Origin of the sequence: Lewinella cohaerens DSM 23179, from assembly GCF_000379805.1 — a bacterium.
Lineage (GTDB): Bacteria > Bacteroidota > Bacteroidia > Chitinophagales > Saprospiraceae > Lewinella > Lewinella cohaerens.
In genome coordinates this window covers 1-22,640 of the sequence record NZ_KB903563.1, presented here as the reverse complement: position 1 = coordinate 22,640, position 22,640 = coordinate 1, and the positions used below count along the sequence as shown (strand labels likewise).

Here is a 22,640-nt window from a genome sequence, read left to right as displayed (position 1 = left end):
TTTAATGTGATACAATTCATTCCGTCTCTAGTCAGTACGCACTCTTAGCAATTACCAAAGAAGAATTATGCTTTTATAAAAAGAGACGGGGTAATTTCTTACTCAAAAATACTCCCCGCCTTCCCATAATCAGATAAAAAAAATCCCTTTGAAGCACCTTTTAAATAGCAACTTGATCTTCTTTAAAAACCACAAAAGCATGACTATCAACAAATTGCAGTTTTCTCAAGTCAAAAAAAGTGTCAAAAAACTAAATTCTTCTAAATAAATTCTGAAACCGAACATAATGATAGAGGTAATGTCCATCTCGGTGAATTAGGTATTCTCCTGGAGACAGTACCGCTTTTTCGGTAAGCCCTAAGGGTATCGTAACCTTTAAGGGTAGTGACAAATCAGCTCGAAGAAGCATTTTAGTATCTGTAAAGCACTCTTTCTTCTGTTGGGAGGAAAGTTGCCTTTGATCAAAAATAACTTGCAAGTGCCGACCATCTACTAAGTTTAAAAAACCATTAATGCGGGTCCCTTGGCAACCAGGACGATTTACTTGCCCTGCTGCCATAATTTGGCATATCCCCGACCCAGAACAATTTCTTCGTGGGTCGCCAAATGTCACTCCAACACTTACCCATTTCTTACTAGGAATGATTTCTTCCGCTTGAGAAATGAGTGTAAAAGAAGGTTTTGTAGTTGTTGTCCATACTGGTAATTTCATTTTTTTTAAAGTTGGATTTTTAAGAATCAGGGTATGACATTTGTTTCACAGAACTAAGGAATAAACGTGTCTCCGATAATTACCCTAGCTGCGAATTTCGTTGTTGAATACGGTGTAAAATTTTTCATGGTTATGATCTTTTCTGTGATATTGAATACTTCAAAATTCGTCAGTTATTAGCCTGACACAAAGACAGCAAAGCAATGACGAGCACCTTAAATAAGCCAATATCGACTTACTTTAAGAATCACTAATCACTGACAGTCAAGAGGTTAATACTTTGTCAGATAAAAAACAAAGCACATTAATAGGTAAGAAAAGAAGGCCTTAACAGACCAATGCTGGTTGTTGACAGGTACTCCTAGGAAGAAGTTTTAAGGCCCAGAATGAGGATATTTTATTCGCTCTTTTGGCGACGAACTTTTATGATCGTCTGACCGAGCATACCAAGGGTGGTCTCCCAGAGTAGTTCGTAGGGGATAATTTCAATTTTATGAAATTGCTGAGAGAATTCGCTACTAACGTTTCTCAATTTATCCAGATATTTCTTCGTGTGGCGTTCCACCGCTGTGCGATGGAAACCTACTTGTGGAATAACTAATAATAGTTTTATAAAATAATAAGAGCGGATAGTTTCGGGCGTCATTAAATAACGAGAACAGTATTTTTCGATGGTCTCGATACGATCAATACTAAGATCATATTTTCCTTTCTGTAGATAGAACAGAATTTGAACTACGAGGATCGCAATGTTCATGCCCTGCTTATCTTTTGAATAAAGCGGAATGCTATTGAGGAAGCGTTGAATACGAAAAGGAGTAAAATTCCTATCCTCTTCATTCGCCTCTACTTTTCCTAAATCAATCATCAAATGGAGGTATGCCTGGTAAATTTCCCACATCTCTTGTACATACTCAGGTAAAAAAGAAAATCGCTTATGATCGATTGCAGTGGAGAATAGCTGGTAAGCCTCTTGGAACCTCCCCGTATGCATCGCTAATAGAAATAAATACTCGAGGTTATTGAACCAGTTAAAGGTCCCATCCTGGGTAAGCTGCTGACTTAGTTCTGCAACCTGGCGGGCATTGTCATAATCTTCCAACTGGATATATGCGACCAACTGATGATGATAACAGAGTTGGATAGGGGTATTAGCTGCAAAGGGTTTATCTTTAAAAAAGCCAATGACCTCTTCGCAAATGGGTAAAGTGGCAGGGTAATCATTGGTGCAGGTATACTGGAAGAGACGAATCAGTGCAGTAAAAAGGTGAAATTTATAGGAGGTACATTTTTCAAGCTCGGGAATAAGCTCTTCACAAAAAAGTGCGGCCTGCTTTGCAAGGTGTGGTTTAGGAGATTTTTTGTTGACGAATTTCAGGATAATCTGAGCATAGCATTTCTCCGCCTTTCCCTCTAAGCCAGTAATAACTTCATAAGCAGTTCTCTTCTTATCATAATAGTTATAGCGTTTTTCATCACCAATTCGCGTGCTATAGTGCAAGCACAGTGCTCTGGTGATCATCAGACTGAGTTCACTAAATTCAAAATATTCACATTTCTTAAGTAATTTCTTTAACAGTCCTATCGCTGATTTTTGAGCATTTTTAGCAAGTAGTATTTGCGCAGCAGCATAATCTTTATGAGCTTCAAAGAAGGAAACCTGCCGATCAGAGTGATTGGCCTGATACGGATCAATGAAAAACAAGGTATTCAGAAGCTTTTCCTTCAGTTTTGACTTCAGGTTATTAAACGCGCTTTTGGAACCTGAATCTGGATACAGTAAATGGAAGGCTTCCTCGTCAGTATTAACATCTCCTTTGCTGATGGCAGAAAAGAGTTTATTTACTTTCGACTTACTGTGTTTTTTTGTGTTTAATAACTCAATGTGACTCATTCTGTTCTGGTTTATGACATAAACCAGTTCGCGTAAATTTTCCATGTGATTATTTTTAAAGTAGGTCGTATAAAAAAACAGTAATCAAGTCGTCACTGGGACAACTATCAATTCTTAAAAAATCGGTAAAATTTACGGGATGGATTTATTCGACAAACAGCGAGTACATAACAATCCCCAATAAGAGATTAGCAATATATTCACCTAACAACAGCAACAAACCCCAACAATACGTTGCTAGCAAAGAACACTATTTTAAAGCACCCATTTCGGCAAAAAGGGCACTCAAAAAGGAAAACCTACTAAACAAATAGGAAATAAAAAGAATGGACACCGCTTCCTAATCCAATATCGCTTTCTGACAATATTGAAGCAATTCTGTTGACATCATGTTGGACACTTTTCCATCAACAAAAGGCAAAAAAATAGCCAGACCCCAATGGTCTGGCTGGAAAAATCATTAATTGTATGAAATTTTTAAAACAAAGGGTAACATCTACGGACCTGAGGGGATAAGCCAGCAAATGCCAAACATCATCAATCGGATGACCTACTACACGAGAAGAATTTCAGTCTACAAATTAACAGAAATAGGCAGAACCAATTCGGCAAAAAAAGCACGCTTTTCGGCAAGTTCTTATTTCAACATCTCTGATGGCGACTTACCGTAGATCAACTTGAAAGATTTAGAAAAATAAGCCTTACTCTGAAAACCAATGGCGTAAACCAATTCGGCAATGGTTGAATAGCGTTTTTCTTCTAACAACCGATAAGCCAATTGTAGCCGTGCCTGAAGAATATATTGGCTTGGCTTAAGTCCTGTACAATCTTTTAGCTTATCTCGGAAGCTACGTTCAGACATCGCCATCTCACGTGCCAAGTCCCCTACTTTCAGTTGGGGGTTTCTAATTTTTTGGGCTAGCAATGCCTCTAAATCTATCAACCATAGTTCATCAAAGCTGAGCCCTGGTAGCGGTGGAGCCTTCTCAGAAGAAGCACCGACCTCCTCTTTTTCTGGAATAACTGCAGCTTCAAAAGCAGCTTTGCGTTTTTGTTGATTGCTCAATAAATTGTGAATCCTGGCGATTAACTCATTCTCCTCAAAAGGTTTGGAAAGGTAAGTATCCACGCCTAGACGCAAACCATAAAGCTGGTCGGCTTGCTCAGAGCGGGCTGTAAGTAGAATAAACGGCAGCCCCCACTGCTGAGGCTGGCTACGCACTGCTTTTAATAATTCAAAACCATCCATTCGGGGCATCATTACATCAGATACTACTAAATCCACTTCTTGCTGGTTCAATACATCCAACGCTTCTAAACCATCACTAGCTTGAACCAGACGATAATAAGGCCTAAGAATTTCCAGCAGATAAGCTCTAAAATCGTCATTATCCTCGGCTATCAGCACCATCGGCTGCTCTGCTGCATTCGCGGGTGGAGGCAAGGTAAGCAATCTGGTTTTCGTTAAAATATCCTGCTCACTCGTAGTCTTAAGCTCGGGCAATGCTTCGTCTGCAACTAAAACGGGTAGTTTTATAGAAAAGACAGAGCCTTTCCCCAACTCGCTTTCTACCTCTAGGTCGCCTCCTAAAAAAACGGCAAGCTCCTTAGACATGGCTAGCCCTATTCCTAAACCACCGTTCTCCAATATTCCCTGGTGCCGCGCCTGATAATAACGATCAAAAATTCTTGCAAGATCCGTTTCGTTTATTCCCACCCCTGTATCTTCAACGGCCATCATGATTGCTGTTGAATCAACCACCACTTTCACCATAACCTGCCCGCCTCTACCCGTAAATTTAAGGGCATTGGAGATCAGGTTATTCAGTATGCGTTCTACCTTTTGAGTATCGAGCATTAATCGTAAATCAACTGGTGCATCTAACACCAACTTATAATTAATATTCCTAGATACTGCTAATGAATGAAAAGCATTAAAGACCCTTTTTATGAAGGGCGAAAAAACGACAACTTCTTCTCTCAATTCAAGCTTACCTGCTTCCAGGCGAGCGAGATCCAGAATCTCTTCGATCATCTGCCGAAGCTGCTTTGTGCTCCGTTTTATTCGTTGCAACTGGGACATATGCTCAGTTGAAAATTGCTCTTTACTAAGGGCTATTACAGGGCCCAAAATCATACTAAGTGGGGTACGTAATTCGTGGCTGATATTGATAAAAAAACGAGATTTCATTTCATCAAGCTGGCGTAATTCCTTTGCCTGTAGATCAATGGTTTCGAGCTTTTCCTGTAGTTCCAGTGTGCGATCATTCACCTCTTGTTCAAGCTCCTCATTATGGAGCTTTAACTGTAATTGTCGCAACCTAAAATAGCCATAAAAACCACCCCCAACTGTCAATGCCAATAAGGCAAAAAACCACCATCTTAAGTAGATAGGTTTTAGTACCTTAAGTTGGAGGCTTAGAATTTTACTTTGCAATTTTTTATTACCGACAGGGTACGCGCGAAACTCTACAGGGTAGGTACCATAATTAGGGTTAATTAGCGACAAAATAGCCCCTGAAAAAACCTTCCATTGCTCGCTTTCCCACGGGAAGCGCCATTCGTAAACAACCTCACTATCAATAAAATAATGGGGCACCAAACTTATTTCTAAACGATTTTGAGAAGGCCTTATTTCTACTAGCCCTCTTTCTATACCCTGCCTTGTTTTGTTAATAACCGCTTCTGTTTTGCGGTCATATACCACGACTTTTGCCATTTGTAAATGGAGCTTAGCTTGCGCTTGCGCCCCAATACTATCTGGATAAAAAGAAACTATTCCATTTACCCCTCCCAAAAAAAGTAGCCCGTCTTCTCTCTGAAAATAAGCTAAAAAATTAAACTCATTACTTGGTAAACCATCTTTTTCTAAATAGGTCGTGACATAACCATCAGACTTTCGAAAACGCATCAGACCATAATTACTAGGTAACCACAGGTGCCCATAGCTATCTTCGTAAATTGCATGAATTTTATTATCAGAAAGACCATCCTCTACTGTATACTTTCGATAAGTTTCATCTTCTTGATTCCAACAGACCAAGCCTTGATTCGTTCCTAACCAAAAGACCCCATCTTCATCTTCATGAATAAAGTAGACCCTCAATTCCGTTTTATCATCTTCAAGGACTGGGAAATGTTTCTTTCGCTGTCCCTCTTCATTAAATAAGAACAAACCGTATTGACATCCTAACCAGAGGCCTTGATTATTTGTATGCCAAAAATATGCACTCGTATCTTGCATAAGTTGAGGCTGAATAGACCCTGATTTTTCATTGAATGCTAAAACTCCTAAATGACTCGCAATCCATAAGGCAGTGTCATTTAATCGATGTAAACTATAACCATTATACTCTCCATTATAAAACCGAAAAGGGTACGTTTTGTAATTTCTGTCTATAAGATTGTAAAGCATAAGGTCATCAGATGATTTACTCACCCATACCTGATTCTCCTCTTTAAGTAACCCCATATTATTATACCCATTTGCAATGGGTAAAGAAGAAAAGTATTTTTCATGTAAATCTACCTGAAACATCCCTGCGTACGTGTTGACCATTAGCAGGCTATCACCAATACCAACCATCCCTCGTACGCTCGTAATGATATCATCCTGATGGGTATAGGTCGTGAATAAACTCTTCTTTACTCTCATCCGAAAAAGCCCTTCCGGAGAATTAAACCAGAAAGATTCATTATCAATCAAAACGATAATCTCATTAATTCTAGCCTGAAAATCTTTAGCCAATAAACTGCCCAAGTTTTCAAACAAGATTTCATCTTCCTTAAAAAAGAAGCTAGTGGCATTGTTAGCTGCAAAACCAAAGCCATCTTTATTAATTTTCAAAAATCTACTATGGTTATGGTAGGCCGAATTCCCCCATGATATACTAGGATAACTACCGTAAGGATAGGTGCGAATGCTATTGTCTCCAAAAGAAAACAACGTATCTAAATCACCAAGGTATTGGGGTTGAGACCAATAATAGAGATTCAGATCTTCATCCACTGTGGAAAACCGGCTAATATTGTGGCCAAAATTAAGGTTAGATAACTCTTTGCCATTACGATCAATAACATACAGGCCCAGCTTCCCTTCTTTGGTCTTCCAAACCCAAAACAAGCCATCTTTACGAGGATAGTAATATGGAAAATCTTCCGTTTTCCCCATTATCCCCAATACTCTAGATGTAGAGGTATCATTCAAGAGCCACTCCCATTCACCCTGATAGCGGCCGCCTTTACCACTTACAGGATCCAATAGCCATATCGTATCTTGCTGTCGAAAAAAACCATAGTGACTGTAAGAGGACAAGGGCAGCTCTTCGTTGATATAGGACTGCAAAGGAATAGCAGATTCTTCTATAGGATCAAACACATCAAAAACCCGATCGTCTCCCTGTGAACAAAAAAGCCATATATTACCATTGACATCTTCTGCTATTCGCCCTATTCTATTACTAGACAGGCCATGTTCCTCTCCATTGTAAGTAGTAAACGAGTTTCCGTCGAAACGAACAAGCCCTACATTGGTTGCTAACCAAAGGACCCCTTTTTTGTCTTCAATGATATCGAAAATATGCCACGAAGGCAAACCATCCTCCTTGGTCCAAAGACTTATTTCCAAAATGTAATCTCCGTCAACATATCGACGCTCAACCGACTGACCATCCATAGAAAGGCAACAGAAGAAAACGAGAAGACAAGCCATTACAACAGGCTTGATCCGAGGCAAATAAGACATAGGTTTGATAACAGACTATTTAATCGATTGTGTAAATCTACGATACGGTTTCACACAAATTCCCCAATGTATTAAAAATACAAGGAAGAAGTATATCAAACCATCTTTATAATATTTTCAAACAACTTCAATGCCTCAAATCTCCCCCATTTGACTTCCTTGAAACGAATTCTATAATTTTATTTGTCCTCTTCCTACAAATAATGAGATGCACATTGCCTTAGCGCAAAAAACTTCTAAGCTTTTTCTCGCCCCAAAAACGTATTACTACAAGAAAAAAACCCGGCAGATTAAAAATCTACCGGGTTTAAAATAACATGGAATTGTGATGGTAAGCATGGTATTACTGCCCTTCCATTAAATTCCCCCTTGTATTGCTCTGGTAAGTCGTTGTTTGATAAACAAATAAAGGCTAAAATCCTCAATTCTAGCAATAACAAGCTCCTACAAACCTCCTACAGCCGGAGGCAAGTAGCTTCTACAAATCTTATACTTACTTATAATTAATAATTCTATTCTAACTACAAATCATTGATATACTGATAGATATCATCGTCCTTTCCTAATTGCAGTTTCTTTTTCAAACGATACCTCGCCATCTGTACACTGGTAGGACTAATATTCATCAGGCGGGCAATTTCTTTGGTCGATAAACCCATTTTCAGATAGCTGCAATGCCTTTCGTCCTGCGGAGAAAGCTTGTCAATTTGGGTACGTAGTCGATCAAAAAAACCAGGATGGACTCCCTCAAAGTGGGTTTTAAAATCTGACCAATCTTCGTCCAGGCTTTGGTGAGTCTGGATCATTTTCTTAAGGTTGACCATCTCTTTTTGAAAACCGGGGTCGTTCTTTTTTATATTCTTCAAACTTTCCTCCAGCTGCTGAAGCAAGTCATTTTTTTGTACCATTTGTAAGGTCAACGAAGCCAGCTCTCGTTGTTTATGGTTTACTTTTTCTTCCAGACGTTGCTTTTCCAAAGCGTTTCTTTTCTCACCTTCCTCGTCCAAACTTTGCTGCAATTGGTAACGGTTATAAAACAAGAGTACGACGACAAGACCAAGAAAGAGAATAAACAATAGCGTATTGCGCTGTCGTTTTTGTAATAAATTTTTGGCATTTAAAGACGTATTCAACTCTTTTTGAATGGCCAATTGCTCTTCTTTCTTTTCAATGTCGTAACGAACCTTCAATTTTTCTGATTCATATAGCCGCTCTTGTTGTGCATATTCATCCTTTGTTGACAACAAACTATCGACGTAGTTTTCTATCATCTCCAGGTTCCCTTGCTCCATATAGTATTCCATCAATAGTTGGAAAGCATCTAGCACAAAATAGGACGCGTTGATTCTTCTGGCAATGGACAGCCCCTCCAAAGCCAGTCTTTTCGACTCTTCCCACTCCCCTAACTTCCCATAAAGGTTACTCTTCACTAAAAGAGAAGAAGCGTAGAGTTGGTCGTAGTTTGTGGCCTGAAGAATAACAAGCGCATCATCCAGGTTCTTTTTAGCTAATTCATATTGCTTTTGTTCGACATAGACATAACCTAAATTTGAATAACAAACCCCCAATCCTCTTTGGTCATTAAGTTTTTTCATGATGGGAATACTTCTTTTCAGATAGTGTTCCGCTTGTTCAAAGTTCTCATTTTCCTGATAATGAATCCCCAGGTCTTTTAGTGCATAAGCCAAGGCCCAATCGTCTTGATCTTCTCCCGCGTTCTTGATGACCTCTTCGATGATGTCGTAAAAATCCTGGCGCTGTCCATGCATGTCATGTACCGCTGCAATATTGAGCAATGCCCAATACTTGGACTTACTCCCAAAGCCATGCTGTTCTCCTTGTTCCTGCGCTAAATAAAAGTGATCCAGCGCGCGATCAAATTGCCCCCAATCCCGGTACACCAACCCGGCGGAAATATGCCCTTCAACGACACATTCCTTATTCTCCCCGCTGTAGTTTATCAACCATTTGCTTGCTGCCAGCGACTGTTGGGGTTGGCTGTAAAGAAATTTCCGTGCAAAACCTTTGAGTACTTCCGCTTCTTCTTTAGATAAGGTACCTGGCGAAACAAAATCAGCTCCACCATGAAAAACAATCCAGGTCAAGCCTATCGGAAACTGGCCCTCTCTGCAAGTTATTAATGCTTGCGTAAAGTAATTCTCAGCCTGATCATTCTCTCCTGACAAATCAAAACAGCTTGCCAGGCCCGCCAACAATTTCACCTTTATTGCAGCCTCTCCGTCCAATTTCAAGCCGGCGGTATATGCTTCTTTCGCTTCTTCCACCAAACCCTCCTGTAGTAACAACTGACCTTCTTTCTGACGCAATACAGCCACAGGTGAATTTGCTGAACCCTCTTCAAAATCAGCCATTGCTCCCGCAATCGCTTCTGCTTTTGGTACAGCCTTTTCCAAGAAAATATTTCCTGGCAATTCTACCCCTTCCATATCGGTGGGTTGTTGGCTCGCCATCGCCCTTACCTTTTGAGGATTGGTTAGCGTAACTAGCGTAAAAAATAGAAGTAGGATACAAGTTCTCAATAGCGTGATTATTGGTTCGGGGTTTACATTTTCTAATATATGCAATTTTTATAAAAAAAAACGACCGTTACAAGACAACAAGTATCCTGTAACGGCCAATTTAGAACTCATTATTTACCCTTAAAACTCCAGTCTATAATTCAAAACGGGAATCAGCCCCAGCTGGGTTTCTTCTACGATTTTATCACTGCCCGCCGAGTAGTAACGACCGTAGATGTTCTCCCGGTTGGTCACGTTTTGAATATCAAGCGAAATGATAGAAGAGGTCTTTGCACGGTTTTTCCGGTAGGAGATACGCACGTCACTACGGAAGTAAGGCGCTACTTGATCTTCCCAGGCTCTACTGTAATCACTAACGGTATACCCGGCAGCCCGAGACGCTTCCAAGTCAATAGGCGTAGAACGGTTTCCTCCGGCTACATTTGTCCGAATATTGGCTCCTAAGAGGTTCGTTTTATTCTTGCCCACACTCCATTCTTTACCAATCAGCATATTACCTACGTAGCCACTAGCGTAGCGGGTATTTCGCTCCACACCATCGCGGGCTGTGTACAGCGATTCGTAGAGGGAGATCGTCGCCAGCGCGTACCAACCATTCGTAAAGAATTTCTCTATCGTAGTTTCCAAACCAAAATTACGACCAGTACCATCCGCAAAAAGTGAGTCGGTCACGTACCCACTATCAAAATTGATCGCAGAAGCCACTCTTCCATACGCCCCCTGTTCATGGGGACTGGCGATGGCTACATCGTACAAATCCTGGTAATAAACCTCCGTCTGCACGCGCCATTGTGGGTGAAAACGCCATTCGTAACCCAGTACACCATGCAGTGCTTTAGGTAAAGCCAATTCCTTATTGGGTTGAGAATAAGTATCGGCTCCGGTTTGCACCTGAGCAAAATAAACAGGCAGTGGGTCGCGGCGAGAATGCAAGCCAGCTCCCGCACTCAATACGTGCCCTGGGCGTAGGTTCCAGCGCATGCCAACTCGCGGCTCAATAGCCATTTGCCCACCAAGACCCAAATAGGTTGCATGAAGGCCAGCGTTTAGGTGCAAGGTCGTACCTGCACGGTGTTTTACTTGAGCGTAAGCTTGTACATTGGCCGTAGCACCCTCTTCATTAATGAGCGTCACACGGGGGCTATTAAACTCTTCCCATTCCGCAAAAGTGTACGACAGGCGGCTCCCTATCGCTCCCATCCGGAAAGTACTCCGCGCGTTGATTTTACGATTATAAAGCATACTCACTCGCAACGCATGGGTGGTAAATTCTTCGGTTCCAACAAAGTTATCAACGACATAAACTTCCTCATCAGAAACCCGATCAACGGAATAGCTGACAATAGTTTCTAAATAATCGTTCTTCGCCAAATAACGCCGATTATTGACACCAATCACCCCACGGTCCGAGTGATAATCATACTGCTCCAGGCTATCCTTGAAGGTGCTGTTACTCAGTCCGCCTAAGCCCCATACCGACCAGTAACCACCCTTTGTAGTAGGTATTTGTACCTTGAAAGAAGCATCCTGAAAAATAGACTCTTCTCCCCCCAAATCAAGAATCCCCAGTTGCCCCAGAACGCCTAAGGTTGAGTAACGATAATTGCCCAGATAGCTTGCACCGCCTTCTTCACCTATTGGGCCTTCGCCTGAGATATCCAGGCCAAGCACACCCGCCTGGAAGGCATATTCTCGCTTTTCATTGTTACCGGTGCGCAGCTTTAGGTCAAAGACCCCAGACATCGCATTGCCATATTCGGCAGGGAAAGCACTGACCAGAAAATCGGAATTGGCCAGCATATTTACACTTAGTGCACTGATACCTCCGCCGGAAGCTCCCTGATCGGAAAAGTGATTAGGCGTTGGAATTTCTACTCCTTCCATTCGCCACAGTAGACCTCGGGGACTGTTGCCACGGATTACAATCTCATTTCCACCATCATCATTGGTGTTTACGCCCGCAAAGGAAAGTGCCATCCGGGCCGGGTCATTAACGGCTGCGGCGTAGCGCTTGGTTTGCTCCACACTGAACGAACGTGAACTTACGCTAGCCATCTCGTTATTAGGGGTGCCGTTGAGGCGTTCGGCTTTTACAACTACTTCGTCCATTGTCACAAGGGATTCCGTTAGCTTCAGCGTAAGCACAACTTCTTTACCTGACCCTACTTCCAACTCATGGATGTAAGCATCTTCATATCCAAGGCAACTGATGCGAATACTATGGCGGCCAACGGGCACATCATCCAGACGAAAAGTGCCATCAAATTCGGTCGCCGCTCCCAGCAAAGGTTCAACATTAAGGATGAGTATATTGGCAGCGATAACCGGTTCTTCTGAAGCCTGATCAAGAACAGTTCCTTTGATGGTCTGTGTTAGGCCATTCGTTTGAGACCAAAGTATTAGTGTGAAAAAGTTGAGTACCAGCAATAGGAATCCTGTCCGCCACTGGGGGCAGTTACTTAGGGTGCGTAACATAGATAGTAATGGTTTTTGTTTCTAATGTTCTCTAAAAGCATGATGTAGACATCTGCTTCAGCCCCCTATTGTTATTTTATATTTGGTACAAAGTAATTTCGATATTCGTCAATCAGAATGGCATATTTCTACAAGTATTCACATGGGTAAGAATGTGTTATGTTAACCAACACATATCTTTAAAATGTTATTATTTTCAGGCATACAGCGTATTTCGTTAAATTCCCCTTATTTTTAGGCGTTCGCTTCCCCCCTCTCATTATCAGCTGATTCTTTAATAATGTCAATAATAACGAAAGTTGTTTTGCTTTCCTTTCTTATCTGTATTGCATCACCTGCTGCAACACAGACCTTGGTACCACAGGAGGATGGAGGGAGAATTATTCCCATTGATGAACAATTACCCTTCCCTGAAAATTATCACCTGGCCTTACAGTTCATGAAAGAGCAACAGGCTATCAATCAGCAGGTTGCAGCCTATTACTACGGCCAACAAGCGCTCCATTTTGCTAGAAAGAATAAAGAGGAAACCCTCATTATTGAGGCTATTCAGGCAATTGCCAGGTTCCATCAAATCCAGGGTCAATATGAGCGAGCTGATAGTCTTTACTTACAAGGCTTAGCATACGTTACACAGCCACTACACAAGGCCAGCCTCTATTTAGACAGAGTCAGTATCGGAGCACGTACCCGCAACTGGCAAGAAGCACCCGCTTTACTTCAAAAAGCCCGAGAATTGATTGGAGAAGATACGCTTAGCCCTACGATGGCTAATTATCATTTTCGTGCAGGCGTGTACGCATTTGAGGCGAAGCAAGACATGATGGAGGCACTCATTCACTATCAGCAAGCAAAAAAAATAGACGGTATTACGACCAGAGCCCGTACCAGCATAAATAACAACCTGGGGATCATCTATGGTGCCATCAATGATTTTGAAAAAGCTTATAGCCTCAATGTAGAAAATCTAAAAATAGCCCTTGAGGAAGAAGACCCTATGGGCGAACTATTCTCTTACTATGGGTTAGCATTTAGTGCAGGAATGCTAGATGACGACACTAGCCTAATGTACTATTGCAAAAAGGCTATTGCCCTGCATAATGCCACAGGTATTTCTACTGCCTTTGGTTATATTTATTCCTTGATGGGCGAATATTACATGAATCAAAACCAGTTGGATTCTGCCAACTTCTACCTGCAAAAAGGCATTGCAATTAGTAAAGAGCAAGGTGAGAACAAAGAACTCGTGGACTGCTACCAAGGGATGATGAATCTTCACTCCTTGAAAAATGAAAATGTCATTGCTATTGAATACGGAGAGTTGGGCCTCAAACTAGGAACCAGGGTTGATCACGAAATAGAAGAGCCCCTGGCCGCTCTTTATCAAAAACAAGGGGACTATCAAAGAGCCTATGAACTGCTGCGAAAAAGTTGGACAAAACAAGCTGAACTAGACCAAAGTAAAACCAATATTTCACTAATGGCTAAGCTCCTGGAAGGTCGCTTTGAGCAAGAACGTACCCAACAGGCACTTGAACACGAACAAACCTTAACAAAACAGCGATTCACACTTGTCACCTCTGCGCTGGCTCTCCTTATATTTCTAACCTTATTAATGCTATTCTTACAGGCCCGCAGTAGGAGAAAATTACAAAAACTGAATAAATCTCTAACGGAAAGCAATGATGCCCTGATGCAGTTTGCCTACATCACCTCACATGACCTTAAAGAGCCTGTCCGCAATATTACCAGCTTTTCAGGATTATTAAAACGGCGAATAGCCAAGCGAGAATCAACCGAAGAAGAAAACGATTTCCTCAACTTCATCACCAGCAATGCTGCGGTATTAAAAGAAATCGTAGACTCTTTACAAGTTTTCACAAAAATCTCTTTTGGTGAACTTGAACACGAAGCCGTTGCATTGAAAGAGGTTTTTCAAACCGTAGAAAGTAACCTTCAGCAAGTTATCCTCGAAACCAACGGTCAGCTGACCTTCCATAACCCTCAACAAATAGACAAGGTATTCTTCACCCGCCCAATGCTCATCCTGGTGCTACAAAACCTGGTTCAAAATGGTTTTAAGTACAACGAATCCGATCACCCCGAGGTCACTGTACACGTTGCGACTGGCACCAAAGGGAAAACCTTCTTCCAGGTAAATGACAATGGCATTGGTATCGAAGAAGAGTACTTCGAACGTATTTTCACGCCGTTCAAAACCCTCAAAAACAAATCTATCACCCAATCTTCCGGCCTTGGTCTATCGATTTGCAAGACGATCGTCGAGCGCTATGGCGGTAGTATTCACGTCGCTTCAGATGGTAAGAATGGGAGTACTTTTTCTTTTTCTGTTTAGGAACAAAATACCCGTATCTACCTCCCACTTTCTCCAACAATCAATATTTTGGCTTGCTGACCTTTTTGGGGGTGAGTTACCCGAATGAGGTAAGTTCCTGCGGGCAACTGCTGCTGCAATTCAATGGATTCCGTATGTGCTTCCGTAGCCAAATAGCTTTCGCTTAATATTAGACGACCACTGATATCAAACAACTCCATTGTAAGCGAACTTGACGCAGCTATACCGCTGGTTTTAACATTAAAATGTCGCCCCGTATTAGGGTTAGGGTAGAGTTGAAAGCCCCAATCTTGATGGCCTTTATAATTTACTTCCACCAACTGTGAAAGGCTAATTTGACCATCAAAATCAGTCGTTTGCAAACGGTAGTACGATTTCCCTTCGTAGGGCTGTAAGTCCTTGAGTTCATAATGTAATTGTTCCTCCGGCAAGCTGTTGCCAGCGGCAAGGGTCTCCCCTACCCAATCAAAGGTTCGGCCATCGCGGGTTTTCTCAATGGTAAAGAAATCGGTATTGCTTTCGTTTTCTGTCACCCAGCGAAGCAAAACATAAGTCTCTTCAGGAAATGCCGCAAAACTGATCAGCGTCAACGGCAAAGGGACCACGCCTTCAAAGCGAGTAGTCGCTATTCCATCGCCTGCGCCACCACCGTAGAGCAGGTGCAGATTGGTACCGTTCAGGGTTTCATTTGCCCCACCATCGTTGTAGCCATCACCGGCACCACCGCCGTAAAGCATCAGCATAGCGCCCAACGAGCCATTGGTAGTCGCTTTATCGTAACCATCGCCACTGCCACCACCATAGAGTACTTGCGTTGTTGTTCCCCCCAGTGAGAGGGAGCTAGCAAAATGATCGAAGCCATCGCCAGTTCCTCCACCATAAATGGCTGCGCCAGAAAAGCCATCCAAACTCACCGTAGCAGGCTGGTAGCTATAGCCATCGCCATCGCCACCAGCAAACAATACCGTCAGTGATTGGCCCGACAAGCTACTGCTGCCAGTACCTAGTGCATAACCATCGCCGGAGCTACCGCTATAAAGAGCTGTAGCTTCAACTTGGCCAAAACTGCCAAAGCCTCCAGCTACCGCAAACCCATCGGCCTCACCACCAGCGTACAATCCACGAATACCGCCAGGAATGCCCCCCAGGTCAAGCTGAATTACCATAGATGCATCCGTACCATCACCGGGGCCACCCGTGAACTGAGCATTCATCGCGGCAGGAAAAAACAGCGACAGCAATAGAATTATTCTGTTCATGATTACAGGCATTACTGTTCTGTTCTTACTCCCCGGAAACCAATCCGGCTATTGGAACCAGAAAAACTATTGGCCGCGTCATTGCGGTCGGAAACCAAAATGAATTGTGACCCATTAATGTAGCTACCTCCCCGGTAGCCAATCCCTACATTAGAAGCTACTGGCCAATTGGTGACATTGGCAGCTCCAGCGCCGGTAATACTTCCATTCCCGTGCAAGCCTGAAAAGGCGCGACCTTCCGGATTACCTACCGTAATTGCTCTCTCGTATACATTGCCCGACAATTCCATGATGCCATAGTAGCTGCCCCCTGTTTCTTCACGATTATTGAGCAGCGCACTGGCTGCAAAGACGCCACAACGTTTTGGGCCACTAGTACTTCCATTGGTTGTAACATAGTTAGCATTCCCTACTCCGCTTCCTGGGTTACTAACCTGCTCAGCTGGTGTTCCTTCATTGATCAATGTATAAGGCAGTCCATGTATGTTACTGTTTCCCCAAGCAAATTCATCTCCCACAGGAGTCTGAGTCCCCCGGCAAGATTTCTCATATTCCATTTCGGTCATAGGCCGTAGTGCCGCCCAATCAAGATAGGCCAGCATAAAACCATTTGGTAAATAGTTCATTGCCACATTGGGCAAAGTCGTGGTAGCGTTCCCCACATCTGGCCAGGCAACCGCATTACGGGTTGCAATTTCATCTGTATTTTTACCAGAAGTCCCTGTAATGTCCAGGGCAGTCTTTTGGCCTTGGGTTAGCGTATTGAAAAAGCCAATCCATTGGTCCTGTGAAACCTCATATTTCATGCAGTAATAAGCAGCAAAACCTTTGGGAAAAGCAGCAGGAATGGGACCTAGTTGATCCCCTCCATTCACCGTATTGTCATAATACAAGTTACCAGCCGAACTATTAATGGTAATGGCAGATTCGGAAGTTACGGTATAAGAACTTCTGATGGAAAAGTTGCCGAAAGGAGTCAAACTATAAAACTCGTCGATCTCCGTCCCACTAAAACCTGTACCTAATCGGTATTCGCCAGTGGGCACATACACCATTTCGATGGCAAAGACCTGCACATCTACCAAGGCATTATCATCTACGCCGTCGTCACTGTAATTCCAGCGCAATTGTACGTCCGACCAATCTACATCGCCCGTGCCATCTGCGGAACGGTAGAGGAATGCGCCCGTTTGGTCCGGCACCACTTCAAGGGTGGCACCACCGGGGCTTGTTCCTCCCGCAGCATTGAGTGTCGCATGTCGCCAGTTGTTGCCATTCACACGGTATTTCACAAACACCCATGCAGCATCCCAATTGGCTGGGCCTACACTGATCCTCCAGGAGTTCTCCCAGTTGATATCAAACTGTACTTGGGTATAGCCCTCCGCTGTATTTTGGCCGGTAAGGCTGACATTGTCAACTTCAATATTATTAGCAAAAGCAGTACTTAACAGTAAGCATAAGCTTACATTCAGGAACAAACATTTCATCGTTTCAGGGTATTTAAGTGTACCCCTTTATGCCGGGTAAAAAGATAGCGTTACGGAATGCAACAAAAAAATGGTGAATTCATTTAGACCACTAGAGGCCATATTCGGTGCCTGAGTTTGAGTAGTGCGCAAGGCGTAAGCCTGAAGCTCGGCGGATCCCGATTCATCGGGAGAGCAGGACAAGGGATGGCAACGCAGTGCACAGCCCGGTGCCGAGGAACGACGGCATGGCCCCAGAATAACCTAATTATAAGTCGTTTAAAACAACCTCACCAGCTGATAAAGCCCCAGTATCAAAAAAATCAACGATAGAAACTTATTGGTATACTGCACCAGTTTTTCCATACGACAGACAATGAGGTGGCCCAGCCTGGCGTATAAAAAAAACATCATAAGTGCCCCTAATGCCGAAGCTAAAGCAAACGTTATCAGCTCGCCTTGCGTTTGAAATTCATAACCATAAGTATGCAAGAAAAGGGTTATAAACGCCCAAAAAGGCATCACCAGTAAATTGATAGACGCTGTAAAAAAGCCGCGCCGGAAACTGATAAATTTATCTTTCTGCGAACTCACCGCATCCAATACGGGGTCCTCTGCTTTTTGAATAAAATAATAAACCGAAAGGCCAAAGAAAACGATAACACCTACCAGCTGAATATGATGCCCAATGGTTTCGTCATTGGCAATAGCTAAATAACCATACACCGCAATATAAGTGTACACAAACTCGGGGATAATGGTACCTAAGGCAGCAAAAAATCCGGCCTGCCGTCCCGCTGCAATAGCACGCTTCATGACCATTAGGTTGATGAGGCCCGGAGGAGCACTACCAATGGCACTAATAATAAAAACAAGGACAAACAACAAGACGATATTCATGACTACTTATGGGCTTTCTTTGTGAAGTTACCGTGTGTACTTTTTGATACATCAAAAGCTGGTGACTTCGGCTGCAAATAAATAAGAAGTAGGTCGGGAATCGCAATTTTTTCGACGAAAAAGCAAAATCACTTTATCGCGACAATCCACAGGAACCAATCTACATTTCATGCAATCTCATTGAGCAGCAATGACAAGGCATGGATGGCCCCTCTTGAAATTTGCCAACAAGCGCTTATCTTAGCTTTTGTAAATTCAAGTAATTGATAATATGGCAGACATCCGCACCTCTTCCTTTTGGACCAACCTTTTACAGAAGATCATCAAAATTATCCTCAAAAACATGGGGGTGCGCACAAGTAAACCTACCCACAATCAACACGTGGTGCCACACGAAGAAGGCTGGGCCGTCAAAGGGGCAGGCAATGAACGCTACACCGGCGTTTATGATTACCAGCGTGATGCTATTGACCGGGCCAAGGAAATTGCTAAAAATTACGGCTCCACCGTCATCATTCACGGTGAAGATGGTAAAGTACGAGACAGCATCAGCTACCGGAAAGATTAAGCTGGGCGTTCTAAAACAGGGCCCTTTATTTGAACCACCAAGGCCACCTAAGGATTGTTTTTTTGAACCATATGAGGGATTATAAGGGAATTTAAGAGGATCTTTTTTAAACAAACTGAGGCTTTTTGAACCACCAAGGCCACCTAAGGATTGTTTTTTTTGAACCATATGAGGGATTATAAGGGAATTTAAGAGGATCTTTTTTAAACAAGCTGAGGCTTTTTGAATCACCAAGGCCACCTAAGAGCTTGTCTCCACCTGAACACTTCTGTTCTTTTCTACTTCAGAAAATGGTTAATGCGAACCCACGGGATTAATTTGCTGTTTCGTCCGCATTAAATACTCCCATGAAGACATCCTCCACGATTTTCCGTTCCTTCCTTTTTGGTGGCGCGCTGCTGCTGAGCTTGGGCATCTTTTCACCATCAAGCCTATGTGCTCAGGCTGACAGCTCTAAAACAGAGCGTTTTATCCTGCCACTGGTCTACTATACCCCCGAAACGACTTGGTCATTTGGGGCCGCCGGAGTGATAACTTTTCCGTTGGACAGTATTAGCCCACGATCGCAAGTGCAGCTGGGTGCGGCATACACGCTAAATAATCAATTGCTTTTCTACCTACCCTTTCAGCTATATACCAAGGGCGATCAACTACGTTTCACTGGCGAATTGGGATACTACCGTTACAATTACTTCTTTTACGGGGTTGGTAACGAATTTGAGGATTACGAAGGGGAAACCTACGGCGTCAACTATCCCAGGGTACGGCTCAACATCCTCCAACGAATAGGAAAATACCAACTGGCTGGTGTCCGATACGCCTGGGATCAGTGGGAGGTTTACGACCAGCAGGAAGGAGGCCTTTTGTTGCAGGAAGGTGTCATCGGTAACGAAGCCTCCACCTATAGTGCTATTGGCCCCATCTGGCAATGGGACAGCCGCGATCACCTTTTCTTTCCTACCAAAGGCTGGTGGGCAGAAGCCGCGCTACTCACTAATAACGAATTTCTTGGCGCAACCCAAAACTTCGTCAAATGGACGATTGATGTTCGTAAATACTGGAGTCATAAAGAAAATCATGTATGGGCGAGTCAACTCTATTTGGAAGGAAACAGCAGCACGCCCTCTTTCAACCAACTGGCACTACTGGGCGGAACACGCCTCTTACGCGGCTACTACGAAGGTCGTTACCGCGATCGCCAGCTAGCCGCCACTCAACTGGAATACCGCTTCCCTATCAAGGGGCGCTTCGGAGCGGTAGCCTTCGGCGGTATCGGCTCCGTCATCGATGAATGGCAAAATTGGGAGGCCGATTATTTACGTTATGCGCTGGGGGCTGGCATTCGCTTCACGCTACTGCCCAAGGACAAAATTCGCCTTCGGCTCGATTATGGTATCGGCCCCAACACCAGCGCTTTCTACCTGACGGTGGGAGAGGCTTTTTAGTTTTTTTGAACCACCAAAGGGTACCAAGGAATATTTTTCACCCACCCAAATGCATCATTTTTTTTGAACCATATGAGGGATTATAAGATATTATAAGTTTTTTTTTAAAAAAAACAAGGTTTTAATGTCACGAATAGCTAGTTATCAAGCTTATAGTACTAAGTATTGTTAACGTTTAAATAGAACTTAATTATGTTGACTAAATCGTATCTAAAAAACTTAGTATATCAAGTAAATGGAGCAGCTATTGAAGTTCACAAGGCATTAGGCCCTGGCTTGTTAGAAAGCAGCTATCAAAAATGTTTAGAACATGAGCTCAAATTGCGCAAGATTCCCTTCGTTTCTCAAAAGCCAATAAGTGTTGATTATAAAGGAGAAACCCTTGAACTGGATTTTCGCTGTGACCTACTGGTTGCTGATTGTTTAGTCATTGAATTAAAAGCAATCGAAAAGATTCTTCCTATTCACAAGGCTCAATTGATGACCTACTTACGACTTTTAGAGCTCCCCGAAGGGTTAATGCTAAATTTCTACGTAACTCACCTCTACAAAGAAGGTCAGAAAACTTATGTCACCCAATCCTACAGAAATCTACCTGACTAAAAGGTACTTCTCCCTCCCTTAAAAAACATCCTTATATGCCCTTATAATTCCTCATATGGTTCAAAAACCCGTCCCTTTGATGGTTTAAGTAAAAATTACATCAACACCCCATTCACTGGTGCAATGGCAGGAGGAAGGTCCGTCTCCCCTAGCATTTCGCGCATATCAATCTCGATGACGCGGCACAGCGAAAGCATAGGAATATCGTTGCCCAAGCCTTCGAATGGGTTCTCCGAATAATCGCCTACCAGTTCCATCATGACGAACACCCAGCCAACGATTACCGAAAAAGGAATCGACAGCTATGCACCAAAATCGCCCAACTTATGGAACTCTGCAACCATACCCAGGGGCAGCAAGAAAATAAAAATCCCTACGAAGATGAAGCTCATGTTGGCGTACTGCCTTGGCAATGGAAACTTCTTGATACGCTCGGCCTTGCCTTGGTGAACGTAAAAATCGGAGAGGATTTTCTGAAGTTCCATGTGTCGAAAATCATCCAATAACCCTTGTTCCCTGAGCGTCTTCAGTTCTTGTGATTGTTGATCGATGATTTGGGTAGCTGTATTCACATAATTCATGAGCCGCTCGTGTTCTTCCTTGCCAAGAAAGCGGTCAAGTTCAGCCATTGTCACATCGTCTTTGAGTAGGCCTACGCCGTAGGTTTCCATCCGGCGTTCGTTGAGTTTCCCGATATGATTGTTCTGGCTTCTATGCTCCCAACTCGTAGGGATGAGCAACTGGCTACGTAGCGCATATAACCAAGCGATGTGGCGATAAAAGAGGTTTTTATGAAGTAAATGGAGTTCTTCCTTCCCCACTTCTCGTTCTGCAAACTGGTCCGTCACAAAGCCTTTAACAGCACTGCCCCAGGAACGGCTGCTATTAACGATAGCTCCCCAAATCTTGCGCGCCTCCCATAAGCGATCGTAAGCCTGGTTATTTTTAAAACCAATATAAAAGGCCACGGCTGTACCAATAACGGACAAAGGTAACCACGGAATGTGTAACCATTCCCAATGGGTGTATTCAANCAATACCGCCACCAAAGTCGACCAAGCCGTAATCCAAATGAGATGTATTCCCGAAAAATTCCAGATGTTACTAAACGCAAAATTCTTATTTACAAACATGGAAGCCTTTTTCTTTCAAAAGTATTGAATTATAGGCGGATGAAAGTTTTTTTTAAAAAAAACGCCCTTACTACTTACCTCTACCTCTACTCAGGACATACACGAGTAAATAAACCTTAACCACCATGTTCTACACCAGTTGTTTGTGCGTGCTCTTATTGGCACATGCCTTTATTCGCCAGATAATCATGGGCAGCCTGGAAAAAAATGAGGGGTAAAAACACCACAACCCGTATTCAGCCCGGAGGAAGCCGAAAATCCGTAAAAGAGTAGGCGTTTTTTCATTTCAGGGATGAGTAAGAGCTTGTTGGGAAATTTAATTTGGTGAAAAGGGAATAGTTAAAGTATTCGACGGAAATAGGTTGGTGCGTCCTGATTTTCAAGGATTCGCTTCGCGGCGACTTCGTGGTTTCGAACCTGCCGTCGAACTAAAAATCTCACTTAGCCCGCTAAGCTCGATTTTGACTTCTTAGACAGAACCGTAAATCGTTGAACTCCGAGGAGGAACGACGATCAGCGAAGCTAAAATCAGTTCGCAAATT

At 43.0% G+C, this 22,640-nt stretch carries 14 protein-coding genes; 4 read left to right on the top strand and 10 right to left on the bottom strand.

The window, feature by feature from the left end; translation table 11 throughout:
* Positions 1 to 250: 250 nt before the first annotated feature.
* The 5 genes from A3EU_RS0121185 to A3EU_RS0121165 form a co-directional block, all read right to left on the bottom strand.
* Positions 251 to 712, bottom strand: a complete 462-nt coding sequence (locus A3EU_RS0121185) for a hypothetical protein (protein WP_020538207.1) — start codon at positions 710 to 712, stop codon at positions 251 to 253.
* Positions 713 to 1,109: 397 nt separating this feature from the next.
* Complete coding sequence (locus A3EU_RS0121180; protein ID WP_020538206.1) at positions 1,110 to 2,651, bottom strand: hypothetical protein; 1,542 nt, start codon at positions 2,649 to 2,651, stop codon at positions 1,110 to 1,112.
* A 592-nt stretch (positions 2,652 to 3,243) separates the two neighbouring features.
* Positions 3,244 to 7,350, bottom strand: a complete 4,107-nt coding sequence (locus tag A3EU_RS0121175) for a hybrid sensor histidine kinase/response regulator transcription factor (RefSeq protein ID WP_020538205.1) — start codon at positions 7,348 to 7,350, stop codon at positions 3,244 to 3,246.
* A 521-nt stretch (positions 7,351 to 7,871) separates the two neighbouring features.
* On the bottom strand, positions 7,872 to 9,821 hold the full coding sequence (locus A3EU_RS0121170) for a LuxR C-terminal-related transcriptional regulator (protein WP_020538204.1): 1,950 nt from the start codon (positions 9,819 to 9,821) through the stop codon (positions 7,872 to 7,874).
* Positions 9,822 to 10,010: 189 nt separating this feature from the next.
* The gene (locus tag A3EU_RS0121165) at positions 10,011 to 12,365 is read right to left on the bottom strand and encodes a TonB-dependent receptor (protein ID WP_020538203.1); all 2,355 of its coding nucleotides are present in this window, start codon (positions 12,363 to 12,365) and stop codon (positions 10,011 to 10,013) included.
* Between the two features lie 280 nt (positions 12,366 to 12,645).
* Here A3EU_RS0121165 and A3EU_RS0121160 point away from each other — a divergent pair, with 280 nt between their 5' ends.
* On the top strand, positions 12,646 to 14,721 hold the full coding sequence (locus A3EU_RS0121160; protein ID WP_083937522.1) for an ATP-binding protein: 2,076 nt from the start codon (positions 12,646 to 12,648) through the stop codon (positions 14,719 to 14,721).
* A gap of 17 nt (positions 14,722 to 14,738) precedes the next feature.
* On the opposite strand, the gene A3EU_RS0121155 is transcribed toward A3EU_RS0121160, so the two are convergent.
* From A3EU_RS0121155 to A3EU_RS0121145, 3 genes are all read right to left on the bottom strand, one after another.
* On the bottom strand, positions 14,739 to 15,980 hold the full coding sequence (locus tag A3EU_RS0121155; RefSeq protein WP_169433385.1) for a T9SS type A sorting domain-containing protein: 1,242 nt from the start codon (positions 15,978 to 15,980) through the stop codon (positions 14,739 to 14,741).
* Positions 15,981 to 15,991: 11 nt separating this feature from the next.
* Positions 15,992 to 17,470 carry an SUMF1/EgtB/PvdO family nonheme iron enzyme gene (locus tag A3EU_RS0121150; RefSeq protein ID WP_020538200.1) on the bottom strand — a complete coding sequence of 493 codons (1,479 nt, stop codon included), beginning with the start codon at positions 17,468 to 17,470 and terminating at the stop codon, positions 15,992 to 15,994.
* Positions 17,471 to 17,728: 258 nt separating this feature from the next.
* Positions 17,729 to 18,349, bottom strand: a complete 621-nt coding sequence (locus tag A3EU_RS0121145) for a LysE family translocator (RefSeq protein WP_020538199.1) — start codon at positions 18,347 to 18,349, stop codon at positions 17,729 to 17,731.
* 271 nt (positions 18,350 to 18,620) lie between these two features.
* On the opposite strand from A3EU_RS0121145, the gene A3EU_RS0121140 reads away from it, so the two are divergent.
* From A3EU_RS0121140 to A3EU_RS0121130, 3 genes are all read left to right on the top strand, one after another.
* A complete protein-coding gene (locus tag A3EU_RS0121140; RefSeq protein WP_020538198.1) occupies positions 18,621 to 18,917 on the top strand; it encodes a DUF2188 domain-containing protein in 297 nt (98 codons plus the stop codon).
* A gap of 347 nt (positions 18,918 to 19,264) precedes the next feature.
* On the top strand, positions 19,265 to 20,362 hold the full coding sequence (locus tag A3EU_RS0121135; RefSeq protein WP_020538197.1) for a BamA/TamA family outer membrane protein: 1,098 nt from the start codon (positions 19,265 to 19,267) through the stop codon (positions 20,360 to 20,362).
* Positions 20,363 to 20,554: 192 nt separating this feature from the next.
* Positions 20,555 to 20,965, top strand: a complete 411-nt coding sequence (locus A3EU_RS0121130; protein ID WP_020538196.1) for a GxxExxY protein — start codon at positions 20,555 to 20,557, stop codon at positions 20,963 to 20,965.
* A 95-nt stretch (positions 20,966 to 21,060) separates the two neighbouring features.
* On the opposite strand, the gene A3EU_RS34860 is transcribed toward A3EU_RS0121130, so the two are convergent.
* Both A3EU_RS34860 and A3EU_RS31295 read right to left on the bottom strand, forming a co-directional pair.
* Positions 21,061 to 21,225, bottom strand: a complete 165-nt coding sequence (locus A3EU_RS34860) for a hypothetical protein (RefSeq protein ID WP_020538195.1) — start codon at positions 21,223 to 21,225, stop codon at positions 21,061 to 21,063.
* 42 nt (positions 21,226 to 21,267) lie between these two features.
* A complete protein-coding gene (locus A3EU_RS31295) occupies positions 21,268 to 22,098 on the bottom strand; it encodes a bestrophin family protein (protein WP_020538194.1) in 831 nt (276 codons plus the stop codon).
* Positions 22,099 to 22,640: the final 542 nt, after the last annotated feature.